This window comes from Enterobacter sp. 22499 (genome assembly GCF_052044815.1).
Taxonomy (GTDB): domain Bacteria; phylum Pseudomonadota; class Gammaproteobacteria; order Enterobacterales; family Enterobacteriaceae; genus Enterobacter; species Enterobacter bugandensis.
The window spans coordinates 633,080-648,536 of sequence record NZ_JBQENR010000001.1 but is presented as its reverse complement, the minus strand read 5'-3'; the positions used below and the strand labels follow the sequence as shown (position 1 = coordinate 648,536).

Below are 15,457 nucleotides of genomic sequence, written 5' to 3'. Positions count from 1 at the left end.
TATGTTTGCGCTCTGCGACGTGAATTCGTTCTACGCATCATGCGAGACGGTGTTTCGTCCCGATTTGAAAGGGCGGCCAGTGGTTGTTCTTTCGAACAATGACGGCTGCGTAATCGCGCGCAGCGCCGAGGCCAAGGCGGCTGGAATTACAATGGGAGAGCCTTTCTTCAAGCAAAAGGACTTATTTCGGCGCGCTGGGGTTGTTTGCTTCAGCAGTAACTACGAGCTGTACGCAGACATGTCGAATCGAGTAATGACCACACTGGAGGAGTTGAGCCCTCGCGTAGAAATTTACAGTATCGATGAAGCATTTTGTGACCTAACAGGTGTTCGCAATTGCCGGGATCTTACTGAGTTCGGCAAAGAAATCCGCGCTACCGTTCTGAAGCGGACGCACCTGACTGTCGGGGTTGGAATTGCCCAGACAAAGACACTGGCCAAGCTGGCCAACCACGCCGCGAAGAAATGGCAGCGGCAAACGGGAGGGGTAGTTGATTTATCCAATATCGACCGCCAGCGCCGATTGCTCGCCATCGTGCCAGTAGAAGATGTATGGGGCGTAGGCAGGCGCATCAGTAAGAAGCTGAATGCCATGGGCATCAAAACAGCTCTGGACCTTTCTGAACAAAGCACGTGGATTATCCGCAAACACTTCAATGTCGTGCTGGAGCGAACCGTCCGGGAACTGCGCGGCGAGCCCTGTCTCGAGCTGGAGGAATTTGCGCCGGCAAAGCAGGAGATCGTCTGTAGCAGGTCATTCGGTGAACGCGTCACTGATTACGAACAAATGAGGCAGGCCATTTGCAGTTATGCGGCCCGAGGCGCAGAAAAGTTGCGGGGAGAGCATCAGTACTGCCGCTTTATTTCTGCGTTCGTGAAAACCTCTCCCTTTGCGCTTAACGAGCCATATTACGGTAACAGCGCGTCCATGAAGCTTCTCACCCCTACACAGGATTCCCGCGACATAATCAACGCCGCGGTAAAGTGCCTGGACAAAATCTGGAAGGATGGCCATCGCTATCAAAAAGCTGGAATCATGCTTGGTGATTTTTTCAGCCAGGGCGTGGCGCAGCTGAACCTTTTCGATGAGAACGCCCCACGCGCTGGAAGCGATAAGTTGATGGAGGTTCTCGATCATCTCAATGCGAAAGACGGGAAAGGCACGCTCTACTTTGCCGGACAGGGCATACAGCAGCAGTGGCAGATGAAACGTGACATGCTCTCACCTCGCTACACAACTCGTTATGCCGATTTATTGACGGTCAGATAGGCCGCCATGGGATTGAGATACCTCGGCAGGCGAACATGTAAAAGGATAAGTAAACGTTTTGTTGCTGCCATTAAGTTCGACGTATTGGATGACTAAAGTACAGTTTTTTGGGACATCGTCTTTGGAATTTAAAATCGTCTGAATTTCATAGGGAAGAGGGGAAGGTATAGGTGCCCCGTTTGAGGCATTAAGTACTTTAGCTTGCCCTGGTTCAAGGAGTGTGCCATCAAGCTGATTATCGAGGTACCATGTACCTATCCCGAAACTCATCTTGCTGTCAATTTCAATAGAAGTAATTGCTGCCGGCTGATTGCCGTTATTGGCGATCATAAAACGAAGCTTATTTGACTCGCCAGATATGATAGAGGTAACTATTTCTGCCTGTTTAGATTGAAAAACACCATTAATAAATGGAATTGTCCATATTGAAAGCAGTGTCAGAAAGAAGCCAGTAAACAGAGCAAACGTATTGAGGTGACGGATCCAGTTCTGATAGCTTCCGCAGTGGTGACATTTTTTAGCTCCGTGGTGTATTGGATTTCTACAATCACGACAGTTATTCATAAGGCATTCCCTGCTTATACCATGAACAATATTAGTGAATACATAGTACTAGAGCGAGACTGGTTCTAATAGATCATGACTTTGGTTTTTCACATTCCCCACAGCGCGCGTTACTGGATGCCATATAAATTTGCTTGCCGGCACGGCACCGCTGACAGCTATATCTTCCGCTTCTTTCCCTCCAACCTCCTGACGCATCCATTCCCGGGCCGCTTCTGGCGATAGGACGAGGGGCCGGCGGTCGTGAATATCCACTAGGCCTTTGTCAGAAGCAGACGTTACTATCAGAAAACCTTCTGCTTCATCGCCTCGCTCAAACGGTGTGCTGCCGATCGCCGCCATAAAAATCGGCTGACCGTCTGCCCGATGGATATAAAAAGGCTGTTTCTTGTCACCTTCTTTCTTCCATTCGAACCAACCATCAGCGAAGCAAATTGCCCGGCCATGCTGCCAGAGAGGTTTAAACATTCTACTAGTTGCCGCCGTCTCGACGCGCGCGTTAATTAGTGGCGGCTTACCCCACCACCCGGGCGCGTAACCCCAGAAAACAGGATCAAGGTGCAGTTTCTGGTCGCGTTCGCTCAGCAGCAAAACCTTAGTGCCTGGTGCCACGTTGTACCGGCCAATAGGTTCCGGGTCGAATGGCATGTCGCGATCGGCTTCATCGGCCAGATAAGCCAGATATTTTTCACGCGTTTGAGCTTGTGCAAAACGTCCGCACATAGAAACCTCCAGCCAAGTGTCAAACTCAAAGTATAGGGCAGGGGGAGAAGGAGGAGCGTAGCGAACCCATTAAGAGATTAATTAATAAAGCCAAAAAGTGGTTATCAAAACCCAAAAAACATTGTAGTTAATCAATAGGTTAGCTTGTGGTCAAAAAAAGTGTGATGAACGCGTCAATTATGAATTTTTCATTGGAAAATCAATGCATCACGATTGATTTAATGAAATACTGCTGCGCCATATGGAATGGTTTGAAGCCGCAGACCTGATCGTCAAAGGTATGGAAGGCGCGATCAACGCGAAAACCGTAACTTACGATTTCGAACGTCTGATGGAAGGCGCTAAGCTGCTGAAATGTTCAGAGTTTGGCGACGCGATTATCGCGAACATGTAATCCAGATTCTGGGTTAAACAAGAGCGGGGGCCTGAGGGTTCCCGTTTTTTTTGCCTCTGCCTGCGGGAAATAACACGATGCTCGCTACTGTTCTTATCGCTGTCGTTGCATTCATCCATATCTACATTCTTGTGCTGGAAATGTTCCTGTGGAACACCAGAACAGGGCACAAGGCCTTTAATCTGCGTCCCGATTTTGCGCGCGACACCCGCGTGCTGGCCGCGAATCAGGGGCTGTATAATGGTTTTCTGGCTGCGGGTCTGCTCTGGAGCCTCTGGCTTGGTGAAAAGGGTATATCTGTGGCCATCTTCTTCCTGACCTGCGTGTTGATTGCCGGACTCTTTGGCGCAGCGACCGCCAGCCGAAAGATACTGTACGTTCAGGCCATACCTGCTCTTGCAGCCCTGCTTGCCCTGCTTATCTGACGCAACGCGTTGGTTAACCGTACGTCGTCGGATATACTTGTGGCTTCACCCTCAAAGGTTAACGCTGTTATGAATAACGAAATCCCACTGAAGTATTATGACATCGTCGAAGAGTACGCGACGGAAGCCACAAAGCCCGTGAGTGAGTCAGAGCAGGACTCGCTGGCGCATTATTTCCAGCTGCTTCTCACGCGTTTGTCGAATAATGAGGAGATCGATGAGGAAGCTCAGCAGGAGATGGCGCGTGAAGCCGGGGTTCGTGCCGAACGTATTGATGATATTGCAAACTTTCTTAATCAGTGGGGAAACGAGTAACCTACCGCGCGATCCCAGCGAGTCGCTTCGCAAGCTCGCTTCGGGTGACGGATTTTGAGAAATACCATCCCTGAATCAGCGCCTCGGGGTATCTTTCAGCAATAAAGCGATACTGTATTTCGCTCTCTACGCCTTCGAAAACAAGCGTTTTATTCAGTTTTGCGAGGGCGTCGCTAAAAATGACAAAAATGTTCTGCTTGTAATGTTCACTGATGCCATCGACCAGCGACTTGTCGATTTTGATCTCATCATATTCAAGCAGCGAAAGCCTTGCCAGGTTTGAGTTTTGCACCCCGAAGTCATCAATGGATATTCTCACGCCAAGGTTTTTTAAATCCTTGCAGAAATCTTCCAGAATATTCCCCGTTGAAATGGCTTTTTCAGAAAGCTCGATTTTGATCAGAGAGAGTGGAATGTTATTAGCTAAACAGCTACGGCGCAAAATGCTGATAAACTGTCCGTCTTCAATTTCCGTTCGGCCAACATTGAGCGAAACAACCAGATGATATTTAATAATAAGTGGCGCGATATCCGAAAGGGATTTTTGGAGAATATTAATATAGTAATTTTTATACAGGCCAATTTTTTTGATTAATGGAATAAACAGTTCCGGGGAGACGTCACCGTATCTTGCGTCACGCCATCTCGACAAGACCTCCACACCTACAATTTTTTTATCCTCAATCCGAACAATGGGCTGGTAATGAACGCCGATAGTATTAGTGATAACAGCTTTGACCAACGTCCGCTCCAGGGAGAACCGGTCCTCGTTGAGTCGAAAGAAAAAGAGCGTTATCGCAATCCAGATAAAACATAAAATGACCGCGAGAACGATAAATACAACGGGAGATAACGAGGCCAGTCCCGCGTTGTGATGCTTCACAATGACGCACAAATCCCACGTGGTGCTGCACCGGGTGAGGGTCAGGGTAAACAAGGAGGAATTCAGTTCGCTCTGTTGGTTTAATTCAGGCGTAGCCGAAAAAAACGTTCTGCTTAAGTCCCTGGTGGTGGTGCTCAGAGAATAGCTCTCCGTAACCGGGGTGAATTTATCGTAAGCATAGCGGGAGGTGAAGATAATGTGATTATTATAGATGGCCGCATTGCCGGTAAAAAAATCCTTTCTCGAAAATTGCGCGAGGAGAAATCCTCTGGGCGTTTCATGGAGCTCTTCAGGAAGCGGGACAGGATTAACGAGTTTACCCCAAAAAGCGGTACAGACTATTTTTCCCTTTTCAATAAAACCGACGTCAGCGACATAGCGGCTTTCGAGCTTGACCTGCCGGTAGCGATCGAGGCTGTCTCTGTCGCATCCCTGTGTGGTCAGGTTTTTGAGCGTCTGCGCCATGCTCTGGGTCAGACTTTCTGAATGCTGTAAAAGGGTTCGGGAAATCTCAAGCTGTTTGCTTTTCTGCTGGCTCCCGATAACTGCATTAACCGCAAAAAGAGACAGGAAGACCAGAAACGCTGAAACGATAGTAACGGCAATGATCTTTTTCATTTTCCAGATACCCTGTCCGCTCCCTCATCTCTCAAATCTTATCACAGGCAGTGCAAGCTACAAGCCTGATAATAACGGCAGCCGTTATGCTTAAGTGCAATTTGTTTTCCTCTTAACCTGAGCTTTGTTACAGTGACAAGAGTTGTCAGCCAGGGATGCCAGGCGTGATAAGGTGGAAAAGCTCGTGCATGTGAAAAATACTTTTTACACAACAACCATTACCGTCATCATTGTCTCATTGATTGTTTCATTGTCGCTTGCCGTCCAGATTGCCACGTCCCGACAGCAGTCAATCCAGCAAATCAATACCAGCGTTGCCAACCTGAGCCATACCCTTAACGTCTACACGGAAGGGATCATTCGCCAAAGTGAAATGTTGATTACCACCGTTTCCGACACAATTGAAATTTATGGTATGACCCCGCAACAGGCGATCAATATTCAGCGAATGATAAGCAATCAGGATAATCTTCTTACTCAGATTAATAATGTGGTTGTCTATGATGCGCATGGGGATATCTTCACTGCATTGCACAAAAATTTTGCGGGCCCCCATAATGGCGCGGACAGGGCATTTTTTGTCTATCACAAGGAAAATAAAAGTCAGCAGATTTATATTGGTGAGCCGGTGATAAGCAGAACCAATGGTAAATGGGTTATTACTCTTAGCCGACGCCTTGAAACCCACACCGGTGCATTTAACGGTGTTGTGGTGGTGACGCTGGGTATCGAAAATTTTCTGGCACTTTATGGACAGATTAATATTGGTCACGCGGGCGTTATTGGTTTAACGACGCAAGCAGGCGTTTTACTGATTCGTTATCCCTTTAAAAATAACTATATCGGTACGATTTTTTCTGACTCACCTCTCTTCAGAAAATACCTCAAGGTACAAAATACAGGGATAGCCAGCTCTGTCTCCAGGTTTGATAAAATCGAACGCATTTATGCCTATGAGAAAAACAGGCGCTACGGACTGGTTACGACGGTAGCGGTAAGCATTGATGAAGCCCTTTCACCGTGGCGCAAGCAGGCGATTCAGCTTGCCGCACTTATTTTGGTGTTTACCGCGACGCTCATCGTGGCGTCCTGTTTCCTCTATTCCGACTTAACCAGAAAAGCACGGGATAACAAAGCGCTAAAGATTATTGCCTCGGAGGATGCGCTGACAGGGCTTTATAACAGGCGCATCTTTGATGAAAAAATCCTCTCGGAAATTGCGGCGTGTGCGGCAAAGGACGCGCCGGTTTCGCTGCTCCTTGTGGATGTGGACTACTTCAAAAAGTACAACGATAACTACGGTCATCCGGAAGGGGACAGATGCCTGGCGTTGCTGGGAAACTGCCTCAGGGAAAGTCTCACCCGCGACAACCAGATTGTGGCGCGCTATGGCGGGGAGGAGTTTGCGCTGATTTTGCCTGAAACGGATATCCAGGAGGCGCTCCGCCTTGCGCAGACGATTATTCGCTATGTTTTCTCTCAGCAAATTAAACACGCGTTTAGCCCCTTCGGGCGGGTCACGGTAAGCGTAGGGGTCTCCAGTGCGCGTGCTGTCAACATCGCGGGTAGCCAGCAGAATATTATTAATGCTGCCGACCAGGCGCTCTATCAGGCAAAACGCGGCGGGCGCAACCGGCACGCTTTCGTTGGGGCTTGATCAAAAAAAAGCCCACTCATGAGTGGGCAAGAAATACTGGAAGCAATGTGAGCAATGTCGTACTGAATACCTGAGTGTTTATCTCAACTATTCAGTATTGAGAAAGATAATCTTTCTCAATAAAAGATGCAACCCCACAGTTCTTGTGGAAGGGCATGTTGATGAAGAAATGCGCAGACTCTCTCTGTGAGGCTTATCACAAATTTCCTTTCTCAGATCCTGTGCTATCCTTTTTGTGTCGTTGATTTAATGACAAAAACCATACAGAGAGGAAAGTTATGGGAATTTTATCCTGGATTATCTTTGGGCTTATTGCGGGTATTCTGGCGAAGTGGATCATGCCGGGCAAAGATGGCGGTGGGTTTATCGTCACCATAATACTGGGTATTGTCGGCGCGGTAGTCGGCGGTTGGATCAGTACGCTGTTCGGTTTTGGTAAAGTCGATGGCTTTAACTTCGGCAGTTTCGCGGTCGCGGTGATCGGCGCGCTGGTTGTGCTGTTTATCTACAGAAAGATCAAAAGCTAATACTGAAGCGTTAAAAAGGCTGCCATATGGCGGCCTTTTTACGTAACGGGTTTACCACCAGCCAAACTGCGTGCCGGCAAACGCCACGACGGCAACGATCAACATAATGAGGGTGGTTTTTCTCATTTATGCCCCCGGAGCAGCGTAACCACCGACAAAAAACCACGCCAGAAATACCACCGCCGTTATAAAAATAACGACCGGGAAGAGGATCCCTATTCTCATATCATCACCTGTTTCGGTTTTTATAACGCCGTAGAGTGTACGGGGTTAATCCATCGCGAGAAAGCCTGTTTTGCTTTTTCCTTTCTTATCCTGATACATCGCGATATCTGCGGCACGTAACGCACTGTCCGGATCGGTTACGCCGGGATCCACTTCGATAACGCCGAGGCTGGCGCCAGGATAAATGATGCTGATGCTACCCAGCCAGTATTCCCCCGCAATTCGGGCGCTGAGGCGCGTTCTGAGAAGGTGAATTTGCTCCTCATTCTCGACGTTGCTCAGAGTGGCCACCAGAAACTCATCGCCGCCCAGCCGGCCGATGATATCGTCCTGCTGTTTTTCTGCGGTCAAACGCTTGCCCACTTCAATCAGGAACTGGTCGCCTGCTTCATGCCCGTATCGATCGTTAATCAGTTTAAAATCATCCAGATCGATAAAGGCAATGATGGCGTTACGTTTCAGATGCCGTGCCAGAGAAAACAGGGTCGTTAAATCCTCAAAAATGGCGCGACGATTGGGCAGACCGGTCAGAGCATCGGTATAGGAGTGTGCAATGAGGGCCGCATTGGCTTCACGAAGCTGGGTGACCAGAGACTCTTTTTGAATGTACTGACCGATCAACCCGGCGAAAAGTTTTAATATCTGTTCACCGCGTTCGCTGAGCGGTTTCTTTGCCGTACTGGTGGCGCAGAGCGTACCGTAAAGTGAGCCATCGGCAAGATGCACTGGGATGCTCATGTAAGTGGTAATGCCGAGCGCTTTAGCCGCTTCGCATTCCGGCCAACGCTCGGGCACATCGTTACTGAATAATGTGTCGCTATCCAGCGCGCGCTTACACAGCGTTTCATCCCATGGCACGCTTAACCCTTCCGGGATAGTCATCTGCTTGCTGTTGCGGGCATACAGGATATGCTGCAGCCGGGCTGTTATATCCACCTTCGTCAGATACGTCGACTCCATGTCGGTGACGATTTCCAGCATCTCCAGCAACTGACGAACGAGGCTTTCAAGGGATTGCTCGGTGGCAAGGGTTTCTGAAACGCGAGCGAGGATAAGATCCGACATGACGTAGAATGACTCCCAGGCAGAAGACGTCTGCATCTGCATGTTATGCTGAATTTTTAGGCTTCCGGCATAGTAAAACATGAATATAGAAAATTTAATATATGCAGAGGCGGGCAGCAGGCGGGAAAAAAAGCCCCGTTGTTGAGAACGGGGCAAAGACATCTTGATTACGGAATGATGTTCTCTGGTCAAAGTGAGAACATGCCAGACTGTAGCGTTGAAAAGTGCAGTTAGAATGGAGAAATCATGGAGAAAGCGGCGACAAGCCGTTACCCTTAGCCAATGATGATGTCAAAAGGATCAACAAGATGAGATTTCTGCTACTGGCGCTTCCCCTGGTTGCCTGCACCGCAAAAACAACCCCACCCGACGCCCCGAAACCGCCGCACGCCGTGGGCATGGCGAACCCGGCTTCCGTTTACTGCCTGGAAAAGGGCGGGGAACAGGTCCCAATTCAAAGCCCGCAGGGGGTCCGCACCGAGTGCAAGCTGCCCGGTGGCGAAGTGATCGACGAATGGACGCTCTATCGTCGCGATCATCCGCAACCTGCCAGGTGACAGAGGGACAGTAGCTGCGATACACTTCTCTTTAGGATTATTCTTAGCCAATTTCTGGCTACCGTTACCGCGAGAGAAGTATGTTTCAGCTTAAACCGGGCAGCGTGGCGATGATCGTCGGTGCCCGCACGGCGTCAGGCCGTCGCAATATTGGTAAATCTGTGGAGCTATTTGGTCTCTGCCAACCCGGCCAGCGTTTCGTTAACCCGGTCAACGGCGTGATGACGCAGTTACCCGCAAGCGCGGACCGCGCGCTCTGGCTGGTGACGGGAGACGTCTACGCCTTTGATAATCAGCACGGCTTTGCGTTTGTTCGCGCCGAACACCTGATGCCGCTCACCCCGGACGCAGCTCCGCAAATTCAGGATGAGCTGACGGTCGGCTGATCACAGATGGCGCAGCCAGTCGGCTAAGACCAGAGCGTGATTCTGCTTCGTGTCCTTCGCGCCGTAGAGCAGGGTTACGGTCTGCTTTTTCGCCAGCGCCGCCAGACGCTCTCCTTCGTCCTTATGCTGCGCCAGCTCTTCCTTGTAGGCTTTAGTGAAGGCCGCGAAATCAATCGCTTCGCTATGAAAGTCCTTGCGTAACGCGCTGGACGGTGTGAGCGTTTTACACCATTCGTCATACGCGAGGTCCGTTTTTTTCACCCCACGGGGCCAGAGCCTGTCCACCAGAACCCGATAGCCATCGCCCGGGCTCGCCTGTTCATAGACGCGTTTGCACTGAATCATAATTCCACCCTCCCAATTTAAGGTATTGTGATAATTGCAGAAGATCGGTAGTCTGAGGTTCCTTATGTTATCTGATAATACTCTGGCATAAGGAACCTTTCATGGAACACCTCCCGGTTAAAACGACGCTGCGCATTGCGCTGGTTGGCGATTACAATCCTGATGTTATTGCACACAAGGCGATCCCGCTGGCCATTGACGACGCCGCCGCGGTCCTTGACCTCACCGCCGATTACGACTGGCTTGCCACCACGGAATTAACCAGTTCTGAGGATCTGGTGGGCTACGATGCCATCTGGCTGGTTCCCGCAAGCCCCTATAAAAATACCGAGGCGGCCTTTATTGCCGCACGCTACGCGCGTGAAAACAGCATTCCGTTCCTGGGCACCTGCGGTGGGTTCCAGCATGCGTTAATTGAGTATGCCCGTAACGTGCTGGGCTGGAGCGACGCGGCACATGCTGAGACGGATACCGAAGGCACGATGGTGATTGCGCCGCTGACCTGCTCGCTGGTGGAAAAAACCGATGCCATTGAGCTGCGCAATAATACGCTGATCGCGAAGGCCTACGGAAAGCCGGAAATCGTAGAGGGTTATCACTGTAACTATGGCGTATCGGCGGCGTTTGCTCAGGAACTGGAGAGCGGTGATATGCGCGTGACGGGCTGGGACGAGCAGGGGGAAATTCGCGCTGCGGAGCTGGTGACCCATCCGTTCTTTGTGATCACCTTATTCCAGCACGAGCGTGCTGCGCTGGAAGGGCGTCCGGTGGTGCTGGTGCAGGCAATGCTGCGCGCGGCGCGCGGGTAAAAAAGGCAGACCCGATGGTCTGCCACCGTGTTTATCGGGGCGCGATTTCCCGGTCGCGCCCGGCAAGTACGCCGCAGATGGCCATGACGACAGCGGCCAGCGCGCAGGCGAGAAGCGGGATCCGCCAGTCTCCAGCCGAATCGTGAATTTTACCCATCAGCGGCGGACCGCAGGCGGCGAGCAGATAACCAATAGACTGTGCCATACCGGACAACGCTGCCGCCTGGTGTGCGGAGCTGGCGCGCAGGCCGATGAACGTCAGGCCGAGGATCATCGTTGCCCCGGTACCAAAGCCAAACACCAGCGTCCACATCACCGCCATCTCAGGCATAAACCACAAACCCGCCGCGCTAACCGCGCACATCAGCCCAACCGCCCCGGCGATGGTTCGCTGATCCTTCAGGCGCTGGAGGACGAGCGGAACGGCAAGCCCCGGCACGGCCGTGGCGAGCTGTAAAAGGCCGTGCACCGAGCCGGCCTGCGCTTCGCTGAAGCCATGGCTGAGCAGTATTGCCGGCAGCCAGCCGATGATAACGTAATAAATCAGCGAGTTAATCCCCAGAAAGAGCGTCACCTGCCAGGCGAGTGCCGAGCGCCAGATCGCGCGGTTATGCAGCGCGCCTGCGCCCGTTACCGTTGCGACGTGTTTTTGACGCCACTGCGGCAGCCAGAGCAGCAGTGCGACCAGCGGAAATACCATCAGCATCAGCAGCGCGCCATGCCAGCCCACATCACCCTGAGCCAGAGGTACGATCAGCGCCGAGCCTAACGCGGCAGAGACACCCATCGTCAGGGAATAGGCGCCGGTGAGTTTTGCCACCTGACCCGGAAAGTCACGCTTAATTAAGCCGGGCAGCAGCACATTCCCCAGAGCGATCCCGCAACCAATCACCGCCGTTCCGATGAAAAGCAGGGTAGCGGAAGGCAGGGAGCGAACGGCAATCCCGATGCAAATCAGCATCAGGGCGATAAACAGGCTGCGCTCCATGCCGATACGCCGGGCAACGCCCGCCGCGAGCGGGGAGACAAGAGCAAAGGCCAGCAGGGGCAGGGTGGTCAGCAGACCGGTTTGCGCCGTGCTTAAGCCATAATCAAGGCGAATGGTATCGAGCAGCGGCGCTGCGCCGGTAAAGGTGACGCGAAGCGTGGTGGCAATCATCAGGATGCCTGCAATCAACAGCGCGCCCTGTTTTCCTGAGGTGCGAAGAGCAGTAGTCATTGTGTTCTCATACGTTCAAGCGAGCGCACACAATACCGATTTTCTCAGCGGTTGAAATCAGGCTAAAATGACAGTTTATCGCTAATATCGGACAACCTGATGATTGGTCTGGGACTGGACGGCTACGATCCTGATAGCCAGCACGATGCGGCAGTCGCGTTTCGCATCCGCGTGGTGACGGAAGAACAATATATTCCGCAGCATCAACACCGTAAGGGGCAGCTGATTCTGGCCCTTGGCGGCGCGATCACCTGCGAAGTGGAAAATGCGATGCTGATGGTACCGCCCCAGTATGCCGTCTGGATCCCAGGCCAAATGCCGCACAGCAACAGGGCCACGCCGGGGGCGCAGCTCTGCTTTTTGTTTATTGAGCCTGGTGCCGCCAGCCTGCCCGACCGCTGCTGCACCCTGAAAATCTCTCCTCTGGTGCGGGAGCTGATTTTATCTCTGGCGGAGAAATCACGTGAACAGCTGCATCTTGCGGCCACATCGCGTCTGGTGGACGTCCTGTTTGACGAACTGCCGCTCCAGCGCCAGGAGCATCTGCAGCTGCCCGTCTCTCCCCATCCTAAAATCCGGCTGATGAGCGAGAAAATGGCGGAAGAGCCCGCCGCCTGGCAGACGCTGGCGCAGTGGGCGAGCCATTTCGCGATGAGTGAACGCAACCTGGCGCGGCTGGTGGTCAAAGAGACCGGTTTAAGCTTTCGCCGCTGGCGTCACCAGCTTCAGCTGATCGTGGCGTTACAGCATTTGATTAGCGGGAAATCGGTGCAGCAGGTGGCACAGTCTCTGGGCTATGACTCTACCACCGCGTTTATCACCATGTTCAAAAAGGGGCTGGGCCAGACGCCGGCGCGTTACATGGCCAGCCTGACTATGACTTCCCGATAAACAGGGACACCAGCCCTGCCGCAATCAGCGGGCCTACCGGCACGCCGCGGAAGAGCGCCACGCCGAGTACCGTGCCCACCAGCAGGCCCGCCACCAGCGAGGGCTGGCTGCTCATCAGCGTCACGCCGCGTCCGCCCAGCCACGAAACAAAAATCCCCACCGCGATCGCCACCAGTGATTTCCAGTTCACAAACGAGTGCAGCAGCGTTGAGGCGGGAAGGGTGCCGCTGGCGATGGGAGCCATCACCCCGATGGTTAAAATGATGATCCCGATGGTGAGGCCTTGTTTTTCTATCCACGGGAAAAAGGTATTTAACGGGGTCACGCGCACAATAATCAGCACCAGAATCGAGATGGCGACGGTGGTGTTATGGCTGATAAAGCCGAGCGCGGCGAGCGCCAGAAGAATGAGCAGAGTCGGGTCAAACATGGGGGGATCCTTGCCAGAATAATTATCCTGCTTACTGTACGCGTAAACGCGGCGGAGGACAGCGTTTAAAAGATTTTATCGCTGTCATTACCCTGTCATTTACGCGGATTAAAACGAAGGCAGGTATCGCAAAGGGATCGCCATCATGAACGATCACATGTTTGTTGAAACGCTCATTATCTCCTCATCGTTTTTCGCTATTGCCGTGATTCTCGTCGCCTCCGTGCTGTTTCTGGAAAGAAGAGGCTAGCGCCGTCACGACGACGCTTTATGGAAGTTTACGAGCTCAGGACGGGCGATGCGCAGGTAATCCTGGGTGTCCATGATCACGGATTTCTCCAGTAAACCGGCGTTAAAAGCAATTTCGTCGAAACGCTCGAACAGCAGCGGGTCGGCCACCAGCGCCAAATCAGGATGGAAGCTAAAGGGCGGGATCGCGCCAAAAACGCAGGCGGTAAGGGTATCGACCTCGGCCGGGCTGGCGAGGGAGGCTTTAAGCCCGCCAAAATGGCTGGCAAGCTGGCTCAGATCGGCCTGCAGGTCGGCGGCCAGAATCGCCAGTACATGTTTTTTTACGCCGTTGCCCTTCACCTTGCAGACCAGGGCTTTTGCCCCCTGGCGCAGATCGGTCCCGCGAATTTCACTCACCGCTTCGCATTTCCCCACCGCCTCGTGCTCCATGACGCGAAAACGCGCGCCCTGCTCGGTGAGTAAGGTAATCAGCTGATGGTGGGTACTTGTCCCCATAACGTCGTCAGTCATCACAATTTTCCCGGTGATAATCCAGTATGCAGCTTGCTACATTAGCACGGGATAAACGGGGTCGAAAGAAAACAGCCAGCGGATTCGCTGGCTGTTGGGTTATGCGTTGCTGGTAGCAGATTGCTTGTGGAACAGCTCCCTGAACACAGGATAAATATCATCCTGATCGCGGATATGCTGCATGGCAAAGTTATCGAACATGGACTGCAGATGTTCATATTCCCGCCACAGGGTTTGGTGGGCACGACGGGTGATTTCGATATAGCTGTAGTAACGCACCACCGGCAGAATTTTCTTCGCCAGGATCTCGTGACATAGCGGTGAGTCGTCGGCCCAGTTGTCGCCATCCGACGCCTGCGCGGCATAAATGTTCCACTGCGCCGGGTCGTAACGCTCTTTCACTACTTCATCCATCAGCTTCAGGGCGCTTGATACGATGGTCCCCCCGGTCTCCTGGGAGTAGAAGAACTCATGTTCATCCACCTCTTTGGCCTGGGTGTGATGGCGGATATAGACCACTTCCACGTTCTTATAGGTTCTGCTCAGGAACAGGTAGAGCAGGATATAGAAACGCTTCGCCATATCCTTGGTGGCCTGGTCCATCGAGCCGGAGACGTCCATCAGACAGAACATCACCGCCTGGCTGGAGGGTTCGGGACGTTTTTCGTAGTTCTTGTAGCGCAGGTCGAAGGTATCGATAAACGGCACGCGGTCGATCTTCGCTCTTAGCTCGGCAATCTCTTTACGCAGGCGCTCCTCTTCCAGCAGCTGCGCCGGCTCCGTGTTTTCCACGACCTTCAGGCTGCTCTCCAGCTCGCGCAGTTCGCGACGTTTGCCTGCCGTCATGGCCGTGCGGCGCGCCAGAGAATTCTGCAACGAACGCACAACGCTGATATTGGCGGGCACGCCGTTAGCGGTATAGCCCGCGCGATGGGTTTTATACTCGTTAAGCTGACGATGCTGATTCTTTTTCAGGTTCGGCAGCGCAAGGTCCTCAAACAGCAGGTCGAGATATTCATCTTTCGAAATCTGGAAAACGAACTCATCCTGGCCTTCACCGTCCTGGCTGGCCTGCCCCTGACCGCTTCCTGAACCACCGCCGCCGCCCTGAGGGCGCTCAATCCTGTCGTTCTGAACGAAGTGGTCGTTACCTGGATGAACGCGATGGCGCAGGCCGCCGCGCCCCTGATGAAACATCGGTTCGCTGATGTCATCGGTAGGGATGGAGACAGACTCGCCGCTGTCGACGTCGGTCACCGAGCGTTTGTTGATGGCCTCGGAGATCGACTGTTTAATTTGCGCTTTATAACGGCGCAAGAAGCGCTGGCGGTTCACCGTGCTCTTGTTTTTGCCGTTAAGACGCCGGTCAATAAACCAGGTCATATACCCCCC

20 protein-coding genes and 1 pseudogene are annotated in these 15,457 nt (G+C 52.4%); 11 read left to right on the top strand and 10 right to left on the bottom strand.

Annotation, left to right across the window (positions count from 1 at the left end):
* Position 1 precedes the first annotated feature (1 nt).
* Positions 2-1,270: a Y-family DNA polymerase gene (locus tag ACTJI7_RS03140; protein ID WP_047368311.1), complete on the top strand. Its 1,269-nt coding sequence runs from the start codon at positions 2-4 to the stop codon at positions 1,268-1,270.
* On the opposite strand, the gene ACTJI7_RS03135 is transcribed toward ACTJI7_RS03140, so the two are convergent.
* Both ACTJI7_RS03135 and ACTJI7_RS03130 read right to left on the bottom strand, forming a co-directional pair.
* Entirely contained in the window at positions 1,253-1,834 is a 582-nt protein-coding gene (locus tag ACTJI7_RS03135; RefSeq protein WP_131701658.1) for a hypothetical protein, read from the bottom strand. The two genes, ACTJI7_RS03140 and ACTJI7_RS03135, sit on opposite strands and share 18 nt — an antisense overlap.
* 48 nt (positions 1,835-1,882) lie before the next feature.
* Entirely contained in the window at positions 1,883-2,557 is a 675-nt protein-coding gene (locus ACTJI7_RS03130) for an SOS response-associated peptidase (protein ID WP_047368312.1), read from the bottom strand.
* A gap of 223 nt (positions 2,558-2,780) precedes the next feature.
* On the opposite strand from ACTJI7_RS03130, the pseudogene ACTJI7_RS03125 reads away from it, so the two are divergent.
* From ACTJI7_RS03125 to ACTJI7_RS03115, 3 genes and pseudogenes are all read left to right on the top strand, one after another.
* Positions 2,781-2,951, top strand: a pseudogene (locus ACTJI7_RS03125) (NADP-dependent isocitrate dehydrogenase); the annotation flags it as partial.
* A gap of 77 nt (positions 2,952-3,028) precedes the next feature.
* A complete protein-coding gene (locus ACTJI7_RS03120) occupies positions 3,029-3,376 on the top strand; it encodes a DUF1304 domain-containing protein (RefSeq protein ID WP_028012754.1) in 348 nt (115 codons plus the stop codon).
* A gap of 69 nt (positions 3,377-3,445) precedes the next feature.
* Positions 3,446-3,691, top strand: coding sequence for a DUF2543 family protein (locus tag ACTJI7_RS03115; protein ID WP_028012755.1), 246 nt, complete (start codon positions 3,446-3,448; stop codon positions 3,689-3,691).
* A gap of 1 nt (position 3,692) precedes the next feature.
* On the opposite strand, the gene ACTJI7_RS03110 is transcribed toward ACTJI7_RS03115, so the two are convergent.
* On the bottom strand, positions 3,693-5,192 hold the full coding sequence (locus ACTJI7_RS03110) for an EAL domain-containing protein (RefSeq protein WP_028012756.1): 1,500 nt from the start codon (positions 5,190-5,192) through the stop codon (positions 3,693-3,695).
* Between the two features lie 172 nt (positions 5,193-5,364).
* Here ACTJI7_RS03110 and ACTJI7_RS03105 point away from each other — a divergent pair, with 172 nt between their 5' ends.
* Together ACTJI7_RS03105 and ACTJI7_RS03100 are read left to right on the top strand one after the other, a co-directional pair.
* Positions 5,365-6,849 (top strand): sensor domain-containing diguanylate cyclase, encoded by a 1,485-nt coding sequence (locus tag ACTJI7_RS03105; RefSeq protein ID WP_323307231.1) that lies wholly within the window; start codon positions 5,365-5,367, stop codon positions 6,847-6,849.
* Between the two features lie 278 nt (positions 6,850-7,127).
* Positions 7,128-7,376: a GlsB/YeaQ/YmgE family stress response membrane protein gene (locus ACTJI7_RS03100; RefSeq protein WP_028012758.1), complete on the top strand. Its 249-nt coding sequence runs from the start codon at positions 7,128-7,130 to the stop codon at positions 7,374-7,376.
* 126 nt (positions 7,377-7,502) lie between these two features.
* Here the strand turns inward: ACTJI7_RS03100 and ACTJI7_RS03095 are convergent, their stop codons facing one another.
* Positions 7,503-7,601, bottom strand: a complete 99-nt coding sequence (locus ACTJI7_RS03095; protein ID WP_014883431.1) for a YoaK family small membrane protein — start codon at positions 7,599-7,601, stop codon at positions 7,503-7,505.
* 45 nt (positions 7,602-7,646) lie between these two features.
* A complete protein-coding gene (locus ACTJI7_RS03090) occupies positions 7,647-8,666 on the bottom strand; it encodes a sensor domain-containing diguanylate cyclase (RefSeq protein ID WP_063437681.1) in 1,020 nt (339 codons plus the stop codon).
* A gap of 308 nt (positions 8,667-8,974) precedes the next feature.
* Between ACTJI7_RS03090 and ACTJI7_RS03085 the strand changes: the two genes are divergently transcribed.
* Positions 8,975-9,223 (top strand): putative hemolysin, encoded by a 249-nt coding sequence (locus ACTJI7_RS03085; RefSeq protein ID WP_323307230.1) that lies wholly within the window; start codon positions 8,975-8,977, stop codon positions 9,221-9,223.
* 80 nt (positions 9,224-9,303) lie between these two features.
* On the top strand, positions 9,304-9,609 hold the full coding sequence (locus tag ACTJI7_RS03080; RefSeq protein WP_323307229.1) for a hypothetical protein: 306 nt from the start codon (positions 9,304-9,306) through the stop codon (positions 9,607-9,609).
* Here ACTJI7_RS03080 and ACTJI7_RS03075 read toward each other — a convergent pair whose 3' ends face one another.
* Entirely contained in the window at positions 9,610-9,954 is a 345-nt protein-coding gene (locus ACTJI7_RS03075; RefSeq protein ID WP_041910484.1) for a DUF488 domain-containing protein, read from the bottom strand.
* Between the two features lie 101 nt (positions 9,955-10,055).
* Between ACTJI7_RS03075 and ACTJI7_RS03070 the strand changes: the two genes are divergently transcribed.
* Positions 10,056-10,763, top strand: coding sequence for a CTP synthase C-terminal region-related (seleno)protein (locus ACTJI7_RS03070; protein WP_028012763.1), 708 nt, complete (start codon positions 10,056-10,058; stop codon positions 10,761-10,763).
* Between the two features lie 31 nt (positions 10,764-10,794).
* On the opposite strand, the gene ACTJI7_RS03065 is transcribed toward ACTJI7_RS03070, so the two are convergent.
* Entirely contained in the window at positions 10,795-11,982 is a 1,188-nt protein-coding gene (locus ACTJI7_RS03065; RefSeq protein WP_063153842.1) for a CynX/NimT family MFS transporter, read from the bottom strand.
* A 99-nt stretch (positions 11,983-12,081) separates the two neighbouring features.
* Here ACTJI7_RS03065 and ACTJI7_RS03060 point away from each other — a divergent pair, with 99 nt between their 5' ends.
* Positions 12,082-12,873, top strand: a complete 792-nt coding sequence (locus ACTJI7_RS03060) for an AraC family transcriptional regulator (protein WP_041910482.1) — start codon at positions 12,082-12,084, stop codon at positions 12,871-12,873.
* Here ACTJI7_RS03060 and ACTJI7_RS03055 read toward each other — a convergent pair.
* Positions 12,857-13,303, bottom strand: a complete 447-nt coding sequence (locus ACTJI7_RS03055; RefSeq protein ID WP_008500737.1) for a DUF441 domain-containing protein — start codon at positions 13,301-13,303, stop codon at positions 12,857-12,859. The two genes, ACTJI7_RS03060 and ACTJI7_RS03055, sit on opposite strands and share 17 nt — an antisense overlap.
* A 145-nt stretch (positions 13,304-13,448) precedes the next feature.
* On the opposite strand from ACTJI7_RS03055, the gene yoaI reads away from it, so the two are divergent.
* Complete coding sequence (gene yoaI, locus ACTJI7_RS03050) at positions 13,449-13,553, top strand: small membrane protein YoaI (RefSeq protein WP_088205013.1); 105 nt, start codon at positions 13,449-13,451, stop codon at positions 13,551-13,553.
* A 5-nt stretch (positions 13,554-13,558) separates the two neighbouring features.
* Here the strand turns inward: yoaI and ACTJI7_RS03045 are convergent, their stop codons facing one another.
* Positions 13,559-14,065, bottom strand: coding sequence for a YbaK/prolyl-tRNA synthetase associated domain-containing protein (locus ACTJI7_RS03045; protein ID WP_028012766.1), 507 nt, complete (start codon positions 14,063-14,065; stop codon positions 13,559-13,561).
* Between the two features lie 99 nt (positions 14,066-14,164).
* The gene (locus ACTJI7_RS03040; protein WP_028012767.1) at positions 14,165-15,448 is read right to left on the bottom strand and encodes a YeaH/YhbH family protein; all 1,284 of its coding nucleotides are present in this window, start codon (positions 15,446-15,448) and stop codon (positions 14,165-14,167) included.
* Positions 15,449-15,457: the final 9 nt, after the last annotated feature.